Here is a 15,156-nt window from a genome sequence, read left to right on the forward strand (position 1 = left end):
TGCTGTCGCTTCATGTTGAATTGTGCGCTTTCCCGAGAAATAATTTCCGCATGTGAAAGGGTTATTTCCTTATTTTTCAGACGAATGATAATCGTACAAGCAGAAGTCGTGTTTTTTCATATCCTGTAATGAGGTGATAGAGAATGGTTAAAATTTTTATTGACGCTGGCCATGGCGGCTCTGATCCAGGCGCAACAGGAAATGGCCTTCAAGAAAAAACGTTAACCCTGCAAATCGCTTTAGCTTTGCGTACGATATTGACAAATGAGTATGAAGGCGTTTCTTTGCTGCTGAGCCGGACAAGCGACCAATATGTCAGCTTAAGCGATCGGACCAATGCTGCAAATAACTGGGGTGCAGATTTCTTTTTGTCCATTCACATTAATGCCGGGGGAGGCACAGGTTTTGAAAGCTATATTTACCCGGGTGTGGGGGCCCCGACGACGATTTACCAATCTGCGATTCACTCTGAAGTGATACAAGCTGTCAACTTTGCAGACCGCGGCAAAAAAACAGCAAACTTCCACGTCCTAAGGGAGTCGGCAATGCCTGCCCTATTGACTGAGAACGGGTTCATTGATACCGTAGCGGATGCGAATAAGCTGAAAACAAGCAGCTTTATTCAAAGCTTAGCGAGAGGCCATGCAAACGGATTGGAGCAAGCCTTTAAGCTTAAAAAGACCTCCAGTTCAGGCTTATATAAGGTTCAGGCCGGCGCATTTAAAGTAAAAGCGAATGCGGACTCACTCGCAAGCAGTGTCGAAGCTAAAGGCTTTGACACGATTGTCCTTTTAAAGGACGGATTATACAAAGTACAGATTGGCGCATTTTTATCCAAAGCCAATGCAGACGCCCTTGCCACTAGAGCGAAAAATGCCGGCTTTGACGCGATTGTCATTCTAGAATCATAATCGAGAGGCGGACGAGCGTCTCATAAAAAACCCCGGCTCCTCATCACGAGAAACCGGGTTCTATTATTCAAGAATATCAACAACAAATTGGGACCATGTTTCCAGACGGTTATAGATGTCGTCCCGTTTTAATTCAGAGACTTTCATCCATTTTCCCGCAATTTGCTCTTTCTCTTTGACTTCCACTTGTGAACCAGACTTTAATTGAAGCGCAGACAGAATACCGATATGCACTTTGCCGACACTGTTCTCATCATCATTGATGAGCCCCAGAGTGACAATCGCCTGTTTATCCTCTTCATTGATTTGCAGTTCTTCGTCAAGCTCACGGTCTGTGTTCAGCTTTAAGACTTCTGCAAATGAGGCTGCTCCTTCAATGGAGTTCATATGACCTCCAAAGCCGAGAGAAAGTTTATTGTGCAGGCGTGATTCTCCACCGCCGGCCAGCCGCTCGTAAAGGAAAACTTCATCTTCCCGCTTAATGACGACATAAGGAATCGGCTGCTTATAATGAGGATCTTCTTCTGCATCTCCCCTTCTCATTTCACGATAGCCCGCTTCGATCTGAGCCATGATTTCTGCTACTCTGCTATCTTCACTGTTCACACCCTGGAAGGTTAAGCTTTCTTTCTTAAACACGTCATCGCGCGGGGCGACCAATATTATTTCGTCCATTTTTCCCATGATTACTGCGTCCTCCTCATTTGTACCTTCAAGCCGAAAAGAGCAGATATTAGATCTGCTCTTTTTCATCTCCAAAATAAAAGTCATCGTCTTTGAGCGGCTCAACTGTCGCTTTTTTATAACCGTTACCCTTCATAGAGAAGAAGTCATGTGATTTTGTTTTTGTATTTAATCCATTTAAAACGATCGGGTTAATGTCTTCCTCTTCAAAGTATGGATCGAATCCAAGGTTCATCAGCGCTTTATTGGCATTATAGCGGATGAATTTCTTTACATCGTGTGAGAGTCCAACTTGATCGTACAAGTCCTCTGTATACTCAAGCTCATTTTCATATAACTCATCCAGAAGGTTGATCGCAAACTCGCGAAGCTCTGCTTTTTTCTCTTCTGTCTGCTTATTATAAATTTCCTGAGCAAGCAGACCCACATAAACGCCGTGAATCGCTTCATCACGAAGGATCAGGTTAATGATTTCACCGCTCTGCATCAGCTTTCCTTGTCCGTAGAAATATAACGGATAATAGAAACCGCTGTAGAAGAGGAAGCTTTCCAAATAGACGGAAGCAACCATCGCTTTGAATAGTGAAATCTCATCATCTTTTTGAATGGCTTTGTAAAGTCCGACGATGACGTGCGCTTTTTTCTGCAAATATTTATTTTGCTTAACCCATTCGAATACTTCATTAATCGTTTCAGTCGGTGCCAGGGTCATGAAAATATTAGAGTACGACTTCGCATGGACAGCGTTCTCCATCATCGCCATAAAGTTCAGCACCGCTTTCCGCTGGTGGCCGTCTACGTGTTCAGCCACGATCGGCATTCCCGTATTCCCCTGCTCTGTATCAAGAAGAGTCAGTCCGGCCAGTACCTTCATATAAGTGTCCTGCTCGTTTTTCCCGAGGTACTTCCATGTGAGGAGATCGCCGTTTAAAGCAATCTCTTCCGGAAGCCAGAACTGTTTCACGTTTTGGTTATAGAACATTTGGGTAAAATCGTCTTCATGCTTTGACCAGTTTGCTGCGTCATAAATTTTCGTCACTATAAACTCTCCTTTAATCAAACAACACAAGAAAGGCAGCTGTCTTGCCCAGTATCTTTCGTTCTTGCATAGTAAATGGTTTTAATTCCTCTGTGATGTGCATACAGATCGATTCGGTTTAAATCACGAGTCGTCATTGTATCTTTTAAGAACAACGTGAAGCTGATTCCCTGATCAATGTGCTGCTGGATAGTCCCGATCATATCCACAACCTTAAACATGTCCATATCATAGGCTTCTTTATAGAAGAACCAGTTATTAGATGCAAGCCCAGGCATTGGGTAGTACGTTTTTGAGTTCCCGTATGTTCTTTCTTCAATCCGTTCCATAATCGGCATGACAGACGCCGTGCTTGATTGAACGTATGAGATAGAGCCTGTTGGCGCAATGCATAATCTGTAGCTGTGGTACATGCCGTGTTCAGCCACAAATGCTTTTAGCTTTTCCCAGTCCTCTGCTGTCGGGATATGCATACCTTCAAATAGAGTAGCGATTTTTTCGTATTTCGGTGAGAAATCTGTTGAAACGTATTTTTCGAAATATTCACCTGTCGCATAGGTTGATCCTTCATATTGATCAAACGTTTCGCCCTTCTCTTTTGCGATTTCCGCTGAGCGCTGGATGGAGTAGAAGTTCACCATCATAAAAAACGTGTTTGCGAAGTCACGCGCTTCCGGACTTTCATACGCAATGCCGTTTTGCGCAAGATAGCCGTGAAGGTTCATAGCGCCGAGACCGATTGATTTCATCGCTTTATTTGCCCGTCTTACAGCAGGCGCGTTGCGGATATCAGTCGTTTCAGACACGTGTGTTAAAGAGTCTGTCGCAAGCTTAACTGTCTTTTCGATTGATTTGTGCTCCATGACATTGAGAATGTTAAGTGAACCCAGGTTGCAAGAAATATCCAAACCAATTTCATCTTCTACGTCATAGTCTGTGTATGAAGAAACCTGTGATGCCTGAAGCACTTCAGAGCAAAGGTTAGAAAATTTCACCTTGGAAATATGGTTATTCGCATGCACTTTATTCACGTTATCTTGGAACATGATGTATGGATAGCCTGATTCAGAACGAAGCATCGCCAGTTTTTCAAGCAATTTCCGCGGGTTGATTTTTTCCTTTTTCACCCGGGGATTGTCGACAAATTTGTCGTACATTTCGTTCATGTCCAGCTCATCCATATGCTGGCCGTACTCTTTATAAATCGTGTGCGGATAAAATACGTAAGCCGCTTTGTCCTCACGCGCAAGCTCAACGAATTTATCCGGAATGACAACACCGATAGAAAGCGTTTTGACACGTACATCTTCATCCGCTGAAATCTTTTTCGTATCAAGAAAATCATTGATATCGCGGTGGAATATGTTTAAGTACGCCGCTCCAGATCCTTGTCTTTGTCCCATTTGGTCAGCGTAGCGGAACGCATTATCAAGGAGCTTCATCACGCCTACAACACCTTTTGTGGCATTTTCAACATCTTTAATGGCTTCACCTTTGGCACGGAGCTTGGACAGGTTAAGAGAAACCCCGCCGCCCAGCTTAGAAAGCTGCATGGAGATATCGATCGCTCTTGAAATGTCGTTTAAAGAATCATTAACTTCGAGCAAGAAGCAGCTCACCAGTTCACCGCGGCGTTTTCTGCCGGCGTTCAAAAATGTCGGTGTGCTCGGCTGATATTCCTGATTGATCATCAGGTTCACATATTCTTTTGCTTTCTCAGTGTCGCCGTTTGCGAAGAACAGCGCAACAATTGAGATTCGGTCCTCATAACGCTCGAGGATTTTTTTCTTGTCATTTGTCTTCAAAGCATAGTCATTATAGAATTTAAACGCACTCATGAAGGAAGGAAAACGAAACTTCTTAGCGTAAGCTGTCTTAAACACGTCTTTAATGTCTTCAAAAGAATAAAGGCTTAAGAATTCCTCTTCGTAGTATTGGTTTTCAATCAAATAATCCAGCTTCTCTTTTAAGTCGTGAAAGAAAACTGTGTTTTGGTTGATATAATCTACAAAATAGCTATGTACAGCCTCTTTATCCTTATCAAACTGGAATTTTCCATCTTTTTGGATCATGATTTCGTTATTTAACTGGATCCATTTTGGCACTTGATTTTGTGACAACTCTTTCTACCTCCTGAGTAAACAATTCAACGTCTTTAGATGTGCCGCTGAGTTCAAATTTGTGCAAGATCGGCACCTGATATTGTCTTGAAATGGTATCGGCGCTTTTTGCAAAGTTATCGCCCCATACTTTATTGCCGCTCGCAGCGACTCCTAATAAAAGATGGGCGTATTTTTCGAGAAATGATTGTGTTGATGCCGGTACCTGACCGAAGTTCGTCGTGTAGGTGACCAAAACAAACGGAGTGTCCATGTGGTCAATGTCGTCCACCTTGCGTATCTGCTGAAAGTCTATTTTATTCACAAACCGCTGAACATTCCCTGTTTTCGAATCAAATATGATTTGTACCACGTTTTATCACGACCTATCAAAAAATATGAATCTCTCATCACTAACACTATATATAGTATACTATCCTCTAACAAAAACACAATATATAGATTTGTTTTCGTGAAAAATTCATATTTTGATCAAATCAGGCAAATGGGCAGGCTCATCAGGGCCCAAAAAAGAGAGCAGAACGAGAATGATCTCTCGTCCTACTCGGGGTGTCGTTTTTAAGCCGATGTATATCATAACATGAAAAAAAACTGCTTAGTAGTCTAGATTTTTTTTTCTTAAGCTATCACAGCATTTTTCGCTCTCTACTGTTTCTTCTATTTCAACATCCGCACCGATCTCTTCTAAAACCGCCTTCAAGGCGCTGATAATTGACGCTTCTCTGATTAATTCTTTTCCGTTCACAATGATGCTTGTTCCGTACTCATAGCAAGAATCATCTTCGCAAATTTCTTCCCAATGATTCACGATCACTTTATGCTTCATGTTTTCACCCTCTGTTTGATCTGTGTCTGTATTTAGTTTAGCGGGTAGCATCCGCTTTGTAAATTCGGATGCTTGTGAATTTTATTCAAGCTCATCATCATCCGAATATTCTTTTTTCAGCTTTACCTCATTGCGGGACTCATTATACTCATAAATTTTGATATAGCCGTCCTCCACAACGCCAAAATGATTATGTTCAAGAGGAAACGAGGTTGGCTGAGGCGTTTCATAGCCTGAATTGCCGCTGTCTGTTTCAATGATGGTGTCTTGATTCCCGCACGCCCCGAACAGCAAAAATACGGCTATCCACACAAGCGCAATCCTGATTCGTCTAAGTTCTGCTTCACTTTCAAACAAGGTCGCGTCACTCCCGGATCATTTTTATACATCATATACCATTTTATCTCACATATGTTGATCTCATAAAAAAAGACCGTGCCTTGGCATGGTCAGCTTACAAAAAAGCTTGGAACGAAAGTGGATCAATTTTAAAAAATGGCTGCCGGAATTCCCCCGACAGCCTCCCCATGCCTTAACATGGTATTCTTGATCTATTCGAGTTCAAGCTGGACGTTTTTTTGAGGCGCAAACGTTGAGATCGCATGTTTATATATAAGCTGCTGCTTCCCTTCCGATTCCAGCAATACGGTAAAGTTATCAAAGCCTTTCACCTGGCCCCGCAACTGAAAGCCATTCAGCAAAAAAACAGTGACATACGTATTTTCTTTCCGGATTTGATTCAAAAACTGATCCTGAATATTAATCGGTTTCATGTTTCGTCCTCCTTGATTCTCTATATCATACAGTTTCGATTAAAGTTCGAGTTTTCCTGCTATATGTGTGAAAATTTCCTTTTTTTTCAGCTCCATATCAACGGGTGGTGTCATATCGAACCAGGTCACCTGCATTTTGTTGCGAAACCATGTCAGCTGGCGTTTCGCATACCGCCTTGAGTTCTGCTTCAATTGATCGACGGCATCAGAAAGCGTCACAAAATCGTCAAAATGTGCAAATAGCTCCTTATAACCTATCGCTTGAATCGATTGACAGTCCCTCACATTCCTGTCGTAGAGGCGTTTCACTTCCGAAAGAAGACCTGCCTCCATCATCATATCGACACGCTGATTAATTCTAGCGTAAAGCGTGTCTCTATCCATTGTCAGCCCGATTAACACTGCATTGTACAGGAGTTCTCGTTTTTGCTCCTTCAAATGCTGAGACATCGTTTTTCCAGACGTATGTAAAATTTCCAGCGCGCGAATGACTCTTCTTGTGTTATTCGGATGAATCGCAGCAGCTGCCTCTGGATCTGCCGCAGCGAGTTTTGCATGAAGAAAGTCAGTGCCTTCCCGCTCAGCAGCCATTTGCAGGCTCTGCCGAAACGCAGGATCGTTCGCCTCTTCCGTAAATGTATAATCGTAAAGCACAGATTGTATGTAAAGCCCTGTACCGCCGACAATCATCGGAAGCTTTCCTCTTTTGGCAATCTCGCTGATTTTGTTTCTCACTAAGTTTTGATAATCTGCGGTGGAGAAGGAATCTCGGGGATCTAAAATGTCAATCAGATGATGGGGCACTCCCTCCATCTCCTGTTCGGTGATTTTAGCTGTTCCAATATCCATCCCTTTATAAACCTGCATCGAATCTCCGCTGATAATTTCCGCGTTCAAGGATTTAGCCAGCTGAATACTTAAATTTGTTTTCCCCACTGCCGTCGGTCCTACTAAAATGACAACGGGCTGCTTCGTATTATTCAATATGTATCACTCTCTTTTATAAATCTCCCCCCATTATAGCATTCATCATGTACAACCACCTATCCATTTTGCCCTTTTTTTGCATCGGTAAACATCCTTCTACCAGCCGAGCGGCTCATTGCCGACGATTTCTCTCGTCTTCCCTTTCAGGGCATGCCGATGCGTTTTTCTTCCGTCATCATTCGGGTCATACACAACGCCTCCGTACCTGATCTCAATCGGCTCATTATAGGCCAGATACGTCGTTTCTTCGATTTCGTGGTAATGGGTGCCGTCTGTCCGGGGAATCGCAGGGCCCGAGATTCCGTAATACCGGTGAAAATGTCCGTTTTCAAAAGACGTAATCCCTGAAAAGTAGTGTGTATGCTGATCCGTATTCGATCCGTTTGCCGGCTGAGTAAACCCTTCAATGAGATGATAATGTCCCTGTTCTATGGTCGTCTTGGCAAGATAAGCATGTACGTGAGGCGGCGCTTTTGACCAGTCAGATGGATACAGGCCCAATGAGTTCACACCCCTTCTTTTTCATCAAACGCCCAATCAAATCCGGGTAGGCTGAATACACTGCATCATCTACACTTTATGACAGGAGGAAAGAAAACATGAATGAGGTAGATCATTATTTCACTGCTGCAGATACAAGGATCATTGGAAGGCCTTACGGATTCGGAAGACCATTTGGGTTTGGAAGACCTGGATTTGGCTATGGATTTGGTTTTGGCCGGCCATTTGGTTTTTTTGGAGGGCCGTTTATCGGAGGCCTTGCAGGCGGGCTTATAGGAAGTGCTTTATTTAATCCTTATTTGTATGGCGGATATCCCTACTATCCTCCATATCCTTATTACTATTAAGCACAACAGACCTCTTAAAAAGGGGTCTTTTTTATGGGACCGGAAACGAATCTCTTGACTCATTGTTAGGCATACACTACTATTTTTCTAGCTGACGATTTTATGATCTCAAGACACATTTGAAGTGAGGAGCATTTACGATGTTAATAGGATACATATTCCTCACGATTGCCATATGCTCGGAATCAATTGGAGCGGCCATGCTGAAAGTGTCTGACGGCTTCAAAAAGTGGAAGCCCAGCGCCTTGGTCGTGATTGGCTATTTCATCGCCCTTTACATGCTGTCACTCACCTTAAACCATATCCCCCTCAGCCTCTCGTATGCAACTTGGAGCGGTGTGGGCACGGTGCTGACGGCAGTGATCGGAGTGAAATGGTTCCAGGAAGAACTGAACGTGAAAGGACTTATCGGAATCCTTTTATTAATTTCAGGAGTTGTGTTGCTTAACTGGCAGTAAGGGAGTGTTGATGATGATGAAAGGATTTCTTTATTTGGCTCTTGCCATTGTATCTGAGGTTTTCGGGAGCACGATGCTGAAGCTTTCAGAAGGATTTACACAAGCGTGGCCCATTATCGGAGTCATTGGCGGATTTCTTTCTGCTTTTGCCTTTCTAAGCTTTTCTTTAAAAACATTAGACTTATCAAGCGCGTATGCGACATGGTCGGGTGTTGGAACGGCGCTTACAGCCATTGTCGGATTTTTGCTTTTTGGCGAAACCATCAGTTTAAAGGGAGTATTCGGGCTCACGCTTGTCATTGCAGGCGTCGTCGTTTTAAATCAATCGAAAGCCCCTGCTGAAGAAAAAAAACAGACGGTCTGTGAGTGACCGTCTGTTTTTTTATTCACCACCCGGTTTTACAGAGACTTCAAGCTGCACCTCGACATTTCCTTGAATGGCGCGTGAAATCATGCAAGACGACTCCGCCTTTTCACAAAGCTTGTGCGCCAATGCGACATCCTCTTGTGAAGCATCCTGTTTGAGCACGACGGAGGGGCGGTGAATGATCTTTTTGTATGTAAAGACTCCTTTGGTGACGTCGACAATACCTTCTGACTCCATCTGCAGGTCTTCTTTTTCCAGCCCGCTTCTTTCCATCATCGCAGCAAGTGTAATAATGTAACAGGTTGCTGCCGCCCCGAGAAGCATTTCATCCGGGTTGGTCCCCTCTCCCGGTCCATCCATTTCTTTAGGAATGGAAATAGATGTGCTGAGGTTTCCGCTTTCGATCGTACCAACGTCGTTGCGTTTACCCGGCCAGTTCGCTTTTAAATAAAAATGATGATCTGCCATCGTCTGTTTTGCCTCCTTTAATGATCCTATTTCAGTCTACTGATCTTCTCTTATTTTGTCTTCTTGTCTGCTTGTTATGAATACTCTTGTTCAAGGACACTGTTGATTGCACGGACATAATCATAAAATTCACTGTTCTTTGTGTATTTCCTATTTTTATAATAAAAATCATCGAAAAATGCTTCTCTCTGCTCGCGGCTGATTTCCAGCTGGATACTCAGCCCCGTTTCCCCTTTGTTGTTAATGTTTTCGGCATTCAATCCAGCAAGGCCGCTTTTAGATGACGCTAACTCAGCTGAAAACCCCCTTCTCTCAAGGGCCCTTACGATCATTTTCGCACGCTTTCGGTCTGTGCCTCCAACAAGTGTATTCTTACTTTCCCCTTTATATCCGTGAAAAGCCACAACATATTGATGCTCCTTGATTTTCTTTCCAGCCAATGGCTCATCAAAGTTGGTGCTTGTAATATGCAATGTTTGATTATCGTGTGACTTTAAGCCTTCAAACAGGTATGTAGAGTATTCATTATTGAAATACCGCACAAGCTCGCTTACTCCGCCTTCAATTCTTCCGCCATGCGGAGACATAATTAAGACTTTGCTTCCTTTTTTTTCATTATAAGAAATATCATAATCGGCCGGGCTCTCATTTTCTGCCAAGCTGCTGAAATTTGAATATGTATCTGGCTGATTAGATGGTTCAGGTTCTAATGAGTAATGAACATATCTCAGAAATAAGACAATGGCTAAGACTAATATGACATTTAGTAAAAATCTTCTCATGTTTAACTCCTTTCATAAGAATGGCGCGGTTCATTATATGAGGTTTAGCCAATAGGTTTTATCTTACCATTGTATACACTATATCAGCAGTGAAAAAGTTCCCGGTTTCAAAAAATCAATTGATTGTCACGGTTAATAGTGGTTCGTTTCAAATATGAGTGAAAAAAGATTGAGAGGAAAGACAAAAAAGGTAGGAACAACCTCACTTGGCAAATACATGTATAGAGGTGTAAGGAGATTTTTTAGCAGCTGTCCGGCATGCTGAGACGGACAGCCTGTTATCGGCCTGAAAAATGGAAGTTTTGCTTATTTGTTCTCACAAAGTCACAAGAGAGAATAGAGTCTAACAAAAACGTTCTGATCTGTTGTTTCGAAAAACAAAAAGCTTTGATTTGCGTTTTGCTTTTCTGCCTTACAATAATTGTTCTTTTACTAATCGTTCCGTCTTTCTTCATATATATAATGCTGATTGGCATTTGGCTTTCCAAAGACCGATGTAAGAAGAAATTCATACGTTGTTCTCTCCTTGCCAGTTTGATGACAACATTATAATACGAACAAATGTTCTTTTTCAATCCCCAATGATTGCCTCCTCTCCTGAATCTTTCGTATTTGATTCAAAAGATTCATTAAAACCAACTCTTGTCCGCTTACTATGAAGGACAAACAAACTTACCAAACCTATCATCCGTTCATAGAGTATACAGAATACCTTATAATAGGAGGAAAATACATGTTTGGGTACTCTATGGTACAAATGGTGAGAGCAAATGCTCATAAGCTAGATTGGCCGTTACGGGAAAGCGTCTTGCAGCTTTACAAGCCCTTCAAATGGACTCCTTGCTTCTTGCATCAGTTTTTCGAAACCAAATTGAAAAACCGAAAAAAATTGTCGGTCATTATTGAATTTGAGGAAGGCTGTCACGAGACCGGCTTTCAAATGGCTGGAGAGGTGCTGCAAAAAGAAAAACGCAGCAAGCTAAAAAGACGCTTCAACACAATCAATTGCTGCAGCGCGGAGGTGACCCCACAAGCGCTAGATTTACTTCTTTCTGAATGCAGTGATATCCGCAAAGTGTATTTAAACCGTGAAGTCAAAGCGCTTCTAGACACGGCAACCGAAGCAAGCCACGCGAAGGAAGTTGTCAGAAACGGGCAAACCCTGACAGGAAAAGGTGTTACTGTCGCTGTTGTCGACACAGGAATCTACCCGCACCCTGATTTAGAAGGCAGGATTATCGGATTCGCCGACATGGTCAATCAAAAAACTGAGCCGTATGATGATAATGGCCATGGCACACACTGTGCAGGTGATGTCGCCAGCAGCGGCGCATCCTCTTCCGGCCAATACCGTGGACCTGCGCCTGAAGCCAATCTAATCGGCGTAAAGGTATTGAACAAGCAAGGTTCAGGAACATTAGCGGACATTATTGAAGGTGTAGAGTGGTGTATTCAATATAATGAGGATAATCCGGATGAACCGATCGATATTATCAGTATGTCGCTCGGGGGCGATGCGCTTAGATATGATAATGAACAGGAAGACCCGTTAGTCAGAGCGGTTGACGAAGCGTGGAACGCTGGGATTGTCGTCTGTGTCGCTGCCGGAAACTCTGGGCCTGATCCACAAACCATTGCAAGCCCGGGCGTGAGCGAAAAGGTGATGACAGTAGGTGCCCTTGACGATAACGATACCGCAAGCAGCGATGATGATACGGTCGCTTCCTTCTCAAGCCGCGGGCCGACAGTATACGGGAAAGTAAAGCCCGATATTTTAGCGCCGGGTGTTGATATCATTTCCCTTCGCTCTCCAAATTCTTATATCGATAAGCTTCAAAAGTCAAGCCGTGTAGGATCTCAGTACTTTACAATGTCAGGAACATCGATGGCAACACCAATATGTGCAGGAATCGCAGCTTTAATCCTGCAGCAAAACCCGGATCTTACACCTGATGAAGTGAAAGAGCTTTTGAAAAATGGCACGGACAAATGGAAAGATGAAGATCCGAATGTTTACGGCGCGGGCGCTGTCAACGCAAAAAATTCCGTTCCCGGCCAATAGACAGCTTCATAGAGCCGGCAAATCTCTCAGTAGACTTGCCGGCTTTATATTTTCAAATTTCATAATAATGGGATAAAATATAGAAAATAAATGAAGGGAGTGAAAGAAATGCCATATTATATCTGCGAGACATGCGGTGTACAACATGCGCAAACAGTAAATCCGCCGGACTCATGTCTGATTTGCGATGACGAACGGCAGTATATTCATCCGGAGGGACAAGCTTGGACAACCCTTGCAGACATGCATGAAAAAGGAAACCTTCAAAACATCCTCAAAAAAGAAGAAGAACATCTTTATAGCATCAAAACCGAACCAGAGTTTGCGATCGGACAAACAGCACATTTGATCCAGCATAAGGGCTTTAACGTGCTGTGGGACTGCATTTCATATCTTGACGAAAAGACAATTAAGCAAATCAACGAATTAGGCGGAATTCAAGCCATCGCTTTGTCTCATCCGCATTATTACTCTGCTCAAGTGGAGTGGGCTGAAGCGTTTCAGGCCCCGATCTATATTCATGAGGATGACAAAGAATGGGTGGCAAGGCCAAGCAATCACATTCAGTTCTGGTCAGGGGAAACGCTCAACATGAAGCCGGGACTGGACCTTTACCGCTTGGGCGGACACTTTAAAGGCGGTGCTGTTCTCCATTGGCGCAACGGCAATGAAGGGAAAGGCTGTCTATTGACCGGGGATATCATTGCAGTTGCGGCGGATCGAAACTGGGTCAGCTTTATGTACAGCTATCCAAATCTCATTCCTCTCCCAGCCTCCAAAGTTGAAGAAATAGCAGCCAAAGTGAAACCGCTTCAATTTAACCGGATTTATAATGCTTTTTCAAAAGTTGTCAAAGAAAATGCCGACGAAGCGGTCCAGCGTTCTGCCGTACGTTATATCAAGGCACTGAACAACAAGTTGTTTCATACATAAAGGGTGAGGCGGCTCTTTTCCGTGTAAAAGATGCAGCAATTGGGAATAGTATCGTGTAGATCAAAAGGAGGAATATTGATGGCACACCCGAATACACAGCTTTCTCAATGGCTGGAATCAAAAGTCGGCCAAACACTTGATATTAGAAAAGGTGAATTGACCCATGATGAAGAGATTTCTGACTTGGATCAGATTGTTCTCCACCTTGAAAAAGTGGGGATACGAAGCACCAATCATCCTGATGACTATGTTGCAAATGAAGAACTCGTTTTAGAAGGCGAAGGAACAACCTTCACAGAAGAAGGCGACATACCGCTTCCGCAAAACGCCTATGAGATTCCTTTATTAGGTGATATTCATATTCACCAAGAAAACGAAGGATTGAAGGTCGTAACAGATCGTGCAGTCTATACATTTGATGTCCAGCACAGCTGACGGTCACTTTCATCAAAATCATACAGCTTAGCGCCTTTGAGCTATCATTCAAAGGCGCTGCTTTACATGGAGCCACTTTTTCATTTTTTCGTTCTTCACCCTATTGAATGACGCCTAAAATAGATATATAGTTTTAGAGACAGGATTAAGTTTCAAATAATTCTGTATTTCACAAGCTGGTTCTGCAAAAACATCTATTTACCCTATTAGGCGAGGAGAATGCAAATGGAAAAATTGATGTTTCATCCGCACGGAAAAGAATTTCATCACAATCCTTTTTCAGTTTTGGGCCGATTTAGAGAGGAAGATCCCCTTCACCGATTTGAATTAAAACGGTTCGGAGGCACATATCCGGCTTGGTTAATTACCCGATACGATGATTGTATGGCCTTTTTAAAAGACAATCGGATTACAAGAGACGTTAAAAACGTGATGAGCCAAGAACAAATCAAAATGCTCAACGTCAGCGAGGATATCGATTTCGTATCCGATCATATGCTGGCAAAAGACACACCTGATCACACCCGCTTGAGATCACTTGTTCATCAAGCATTTACTCCCCGAACGATTGAAAATCTGCGCGGCAGCATCGAACACATTTCTGAACAGCTTTTAGATGAAATGGAAAAAGAAAAGAAAGCGGATATCATGAAATCCTTCGCATCCCCTTTGCCTTTTATTGTTATATCTGAATTGATGGGAATTCCTAAAAAGGATCGGGCACAGTTTCAAATCTGGACCAATGCGATGGTTGATACCTCTGAAAGTAACAGAGAGCTGACAAATCAAGCCCTTCATGAATTTAAAGACTATATCGCCAAGCTGATCCACGACAGAAGAATACAGCCAAAAGACGATTTAATCAGCAAACTTGTGCATGCTGAAGAAAACGGCAGCAAGTTAAGCGAAAAAGAGCTTTATTCGATGCTGTTTTTACTGGTTGTAGCGGGTCTTGAAACAACTGTTAACTTGCTTGGATCAGGCACTCTCGCATTGCTTCAGCACAAGGAGGAATGCGAGAAGCTCAAGCAGCATCCTGAAATGATCGTTACAGCTGTTGAAGAATTGCTGCGATACACCTCGCCTGTTGTGATGATGGCAAATCGGTGGGCCATCGAGGACTTTACATACAAGGGGGTTTCGATCAAAAGAGGAGACATGATCTTTATAGGCATCGGATCTGCCAATCGCGATCCAAGCTTTTTTGAGAACCCGGAAATACTAAATATAAATCGGTCGCCTAACAGACATATTTCTTTCGGCTTTGGCATTCATTTCTGTTTAGGAGCGCCGCTAGCCAGACTGGAAGGCCACATTGCATTTAACGCGCTTCTGAAGAGATTCCCGGATATTGAACTCGCGGCAGCGCCTGATGACATCCAATGGAGAAAAAATGTCTTTTTAAGAGGGTTAGAAAGTCTCCCTGTGTTACTTTCAAAATAACATATTCAAAACGCCCCCTT

The 15,156-nt window shown here is 43.1% G+C and carries 20 protein-coding genes; 8 read left to right on the forward strand and 12 right to left on the reverse strand.

Translation table 11 applies throughout. The features are described from left to right. The first annotated feature begins 143 nt into the window (after positions 1–143). Positions 144–911 carry an N-acetylmuramoyl-L-alanine amidase gene (locus tag V6D44_RS00530; protein WP_202327651.1) on the forward strand — a complete coding sequence of 256 codons (768 nt, stop codon included), beginning with the start codon at positions 144–146 and terminating at the stop codon, positions 909–911. A gap of 63 nt (positions 912–974) precedes the next feature. On the opposite strand, the gene V6D44_RS00535 is transcribed toward V6D44_RS00530, so the two are convergent. The 9 genes from V6D44_RS00535 to V6D44_RS00575 all read right to left on the reverse strand — a co-directional run bounded on the left by V6D44_RS00535 (position 975) and on the right by V6D44_RS00575 (position 7,850). After that, positions 975–1,595, reverse strand: a complete 621-nt coding sequence (locus tag V6D44_RS00535) for a hypothetical protein (RefSeq protein WP_253269114.1) — start codon at positions 1,593–1,595, stop codon at positions 975–977. 49 nt (positions 1,596–1,644) lie between these two features. Further along, positions 1,645–2,634 (reverse strand): class 1b ribonucleoside-diphosphate reductase subunit beta, encoded by a 990-nt coding sequence (gene nrdF / locus V6D44_RS00540; protein ID WP_253269113.1) that lies wholly within the window; start codon positions 2,632–2,634, stop codon positions 1,645–1,647. A gap of 17 nt (positions 2,635–2,651) precedes the next feature. Next, the gene (nrdE, locus tag V6D44_RS00545) at positions 2,652–4,754 is read right to left on the reverse strand and encodes a class 1b ribonucleoside-diphosphate reductase subunit alpha (RefSeq protein ID WP_087991482.1); all 2,103 of its coding nucleotides are present in this window, start codon (positions 4,752–4,754) and stop codon (positions 2,652–2,654) included. After that, positions 4,714–5,106, reverse strand: a complete 393-nt coding sequence (gene nrdI / locus V6D44_RS00550) for a class Ib ribonucleoside-diphosphate reductase assembly flavoprotein NrdI (RefSeq protein ID WP_087991481.1) — start codon at positions 5,104–5,106, stop codon at positions 4,714–4,716. The genes nrdE and nrdI overlap by 41 nt, the downstream gene beginning before the upstream one ends. A 243-nt stretch (positions 5,107–5,349) precedes the next feature. Further along, positions 5,350–5,580, reverse strand: coding sequence for a hypothetical protein (locus tag V6D44_RS00555; RefSeq protein ID WP_003238362.1), 231 nt, complete (start codon positions 5,578–5,580; stop codon positions 5,350–5,352). Between the two features lie 81 nt (positions 5,581–5,661). Continuing rightward, complete coding sequence (locus tag V6D44_RS00560; RefSeq protein ID WP_087991480.1) at positions 5,662–5,937, reverse strand: YmzC family protein; 276 nt, start codon at positions 5,935–5,937, stop codon at positions 5,662–5,664. A gap of 194 nt (positions 5,938–6,131) precedes the next feature. Further along, positions 6,132–6,353: an RNA chaperone Hfq gene (gene hfq, locus V6D44_RS00565; protein ID WP_003221097.1), complete on the reverse strand. Its 222-nt coding sequence runs from the start codon at positions 6,351–6,353 to the stop codon at positions 6,132–6,134. A 39-nt stretch (positions 6,354–6,392) separates the two neighbouring features. Continuing rightward, positions 6,393–7,337 (reverse strand): tRNA (adenosine(37)-N6)-dimethylallyltransferase MiaA, encoded by a 945-nt coding sequence (gene miaA / locus V6D44_RS00570; protein WP_087991479.1) that lies wholly within the window; start codon positions 7,335–7,337, stop codon positions 6,393–6,395. 99 nt (positions 7,338–7,436) lie between these two features. Beyond that, a complete protein-coding gene (locus tag V6D44_RS00575) occupies positions 7,437–7,850 on the reverse strand; it encodes a YmaF family protein (RefSeq protein WP_087991478.1) in 414 nt (137 codons plus the stop codon). A gap of 89 nt (positions 7,851–7,939) precedes the next feature. Between V6D44_RS00575 and V6D44_RS00580 the strand changes: the two genes are divergently transcribed. The 3 genes from V6D44_RS00580 to ebrB all read left to right on the forward strand — a co-directional run bounded on the left by V6D44_RS00580 (position 7,940) and on the right by ebrB (position 9,016). Then, positions 7,940–8,188, forward strand: a complete 249-nt coding sequence (locus tag V6D44_RS00580; protein ID WP_087991477.1) for a hypothetical protein — start codon at positions 7,940–7,942, stop codon at positions 8,186–8,188. 140 nt (positions 8,189–8,328) lie between these two features. Then, positions 8,329–8,646, forward strand: coding sequence for a multidrug efflux SMR transporter subunit EbrA (ebrA, locus tag V6D44_RS00585; protein WP_087991476.1), 318 nt, complete (start codon positions 8,329–8,331; stop codon positions 8,644–8,646). Positions 8,647–8,662: 16 nt separating this feature from the next. Further along, positions 8,663–9,016, forward strand: a complete 354-nt coding sequence (gene ebrB / locus V6D44_RS00590) for a multidrug efflux SMR transporter subunit EbrB (protein WP_087991493.1) — start codon at positions 8,663–8,665, stop codon at positions 9,014–9,016. 12 nt (positions 9,017–9,028) lie between these two features. Here ebrB and V6D44_RS00595 read toward each other — a convergent pair whose 3' ends face one another. The 3 genes from V6D44_RS00595 to V6D44_RS00605 all read right to left on the reverse strand — a co-directional run bounded on the left by V6D44_RS00595 (position 9,029) and on the right by V6D44_RS00605 (position 10,775). After that, entirely contained in the window at positions 9,029–9,481 is a 453-nt protein-coding gene (locus tag V6D44_RS00595) for an OsmC family protein (RefSeq protein WP_333516212.1), read from the reverse strand. A gap of 74 nt (positions 9,482–9,555) precedes the next feature. Further along, entirely contained in the window at positions 9,556–10,263 is a 708-nt protein-coding gene (locus tag V6D44_RS00600; RefSeq protein WP_087991474.1) for a poly-gamma-glutamate hydrolase family protein, read from the reverse strand. Positions 10,264–10,541: 278 nt separating this feature from the next. Further along, complete coding sequence (locus V6D44_RS00605) at positions 10,542–10,775, reverse strand: hypothetical protein (RefSeq protein WP_087991473.1); 234 nt, start codon at positions 10,773–10,775, stop codon at positions 10,542–10,544. Between the two features lie 221 nt (positions 10,776–10,996). Between V6D44_RS00605 and aprX the strand changes: the two genes are divergently transcribed. From aprX to V6D44_RS00625, 4 genes are all read left to right on the forward strand, one after another. Further along, complete coding sequence (gene aprX / locus V6D44_RS00610) at positions 10,997–12,325, forward strand: serine protease AprX (protein ID WP_202327654.1); 1,329 nt, start codon at positions 10,997–10,999, stop codon at positions 12,323–12,325. A gap of 108 nt (positions 12,326–12,433) precedes the next feature. Then, positions 12,434–13,258, forward strand: coding sequence for an MBL fold metallo-hydrolase (locus tag V6D44_RS00615; RefSeq protein WP_087991471.1), 825 nt, complete (start codon positions 12,434–12,436; stop codon positions 13,256–13,258). Between the two features lie 78 nt (positions 13,259–13,336). Then, positions 13,337–13,693: a hypothetical protein gene (locus V6D44_RS00620; protein WP_202327655.1), complete on the forward strand. Its 357-nt coding sequence runs from the start codon at positions 13,337–13,339 to the stop codon at positions 13,691–13,693. Positions 13,694–13,918: 225 nt separating this feature from the next. Next, positions 13,919–15,136, forward strand: coding sequence for a cytochrome P450 family protein (locus tag V6D44_RS00625; RefSeq protein ID WP_333516213.1), 1,218 nt, complete (start codon positions 13,919–13,921; stop codon positions 15,134–15,136). Positions 15,137–15,156: the final 20 nt, after the last annotated feature.

It is taken from the genome of Bacillus sp. 0209A (genome assembly GCF_036765095.1).
In the GTDB taxonomy this organism is placed as follows: domain Bacteria; phylum Bacillota; class Bacilli; order Bacillales; family Bacillaceae; genus Bacillus; species Bacillus subtilis_G.

What these genes read in the sequence shown, in the direction of transcription:
- V6D44_RS00615 (WP_087991471.1), top strand. Translation starts at nt 12,434, where the DNA reads ATGCCATATTATATCTGCGAGACATGCGGTGTACAACATGCGCAAACA.
- V6D44_RS00605 (WP_087991473.1), bottom strand. Translation starts at nt 10,775, where the DNA reads ATGAATTTCTTCTTACATCGGTCTTTGGAAAGCCAAATGCCAATCAGC.
- ebrA (WP_087991476.1), top strand. Translation starts at nt 8,329, where the DNA reads ATGTTAATAGGATACATATTCCTCACGATTGCCATATGCTCGGAATCA.
- V6D44_RS00535 (WP_253269114.1), bottom strand. Translation starts at nt 1,595, where the DNA reads ATGGGAAAAATGGACGAAATAATATTGGTCGCCCCGCGCGATGACGTG.
- V6D44_RS00555 (WP_003238362.1), bottom strand. Translation starts at nt 5,580, where the DNA reads ATGAAGCATAAAGTGATCGTGAATCATTGGGAAGAAATTTGCGAAGAT.
- V6D44_RS00625 (WP_333516213.1), top strand. Translation starts at nt 13,919, where the DNA reads ATGGAAAAATTGATGTTTCATCCGCACGGAAAAGAATTTCATCACAAT.
- V6D44_RS00600 (WP_087991474.1), bottom strand. Translation starts at nt 10,263, where the DNA reads ATGAGAAGATTTTTACTAAATGTCATATTAGTCTTAGCCATTGTCTTA.
- V6D44_RS00530 (WP_202327651.1), top strand. Translation starts at nt 144, where the DNA reads ATGGTTAAAATTTTTATTGACGCTGGCCATGGCGGCTCTGATCCAGGC.
- aprX (WP_202327654.1), top strand. Translation starts at nt 10,997, where the DNA reads ATGTTTGGGTACTCTATGGTACAAATGGTGAGAGCAAATGCTCATAAG.
- V6D44_RS00595 (WP_333516212.1), bottom strand. Translation starts at nt 9,481, where the DNA reads ATGGCAGATCATCATTTTTATTTAAAAGCGAACTGGCCGGGTAAACGC.
- V6D44_RS00580 (WP_087991477.1), top strand. Translation starts at nt 7,940, where the DNA reads ATGAATGAGGTAGATCATTATTTCACTGCTGCAGATACAAGGATCATT.
- ebrB (WP_087991493.1), top strand. Translation starts at nt 8,663, where the DNA reads ATGAAAGGATTTCTTTATTTGGCTCTTGCCATTGTATCTGAGGTTTTC.
- hfq (WP_003221097.1), bottom strand. Translation starts at nt 6,353, where the DNA reads ATGAAACCGATTAATATTCAGGATCAGTTTTTGAATCAAATCCGGAAA.
- V6D44_RS00620 (WP_202327655.1), top strand. Translation starts at nt 13,337, where the DNA reads ATGGCACACCCGAATACACAGCTTTCTCAATGGCTGGAATCAAAAGTC.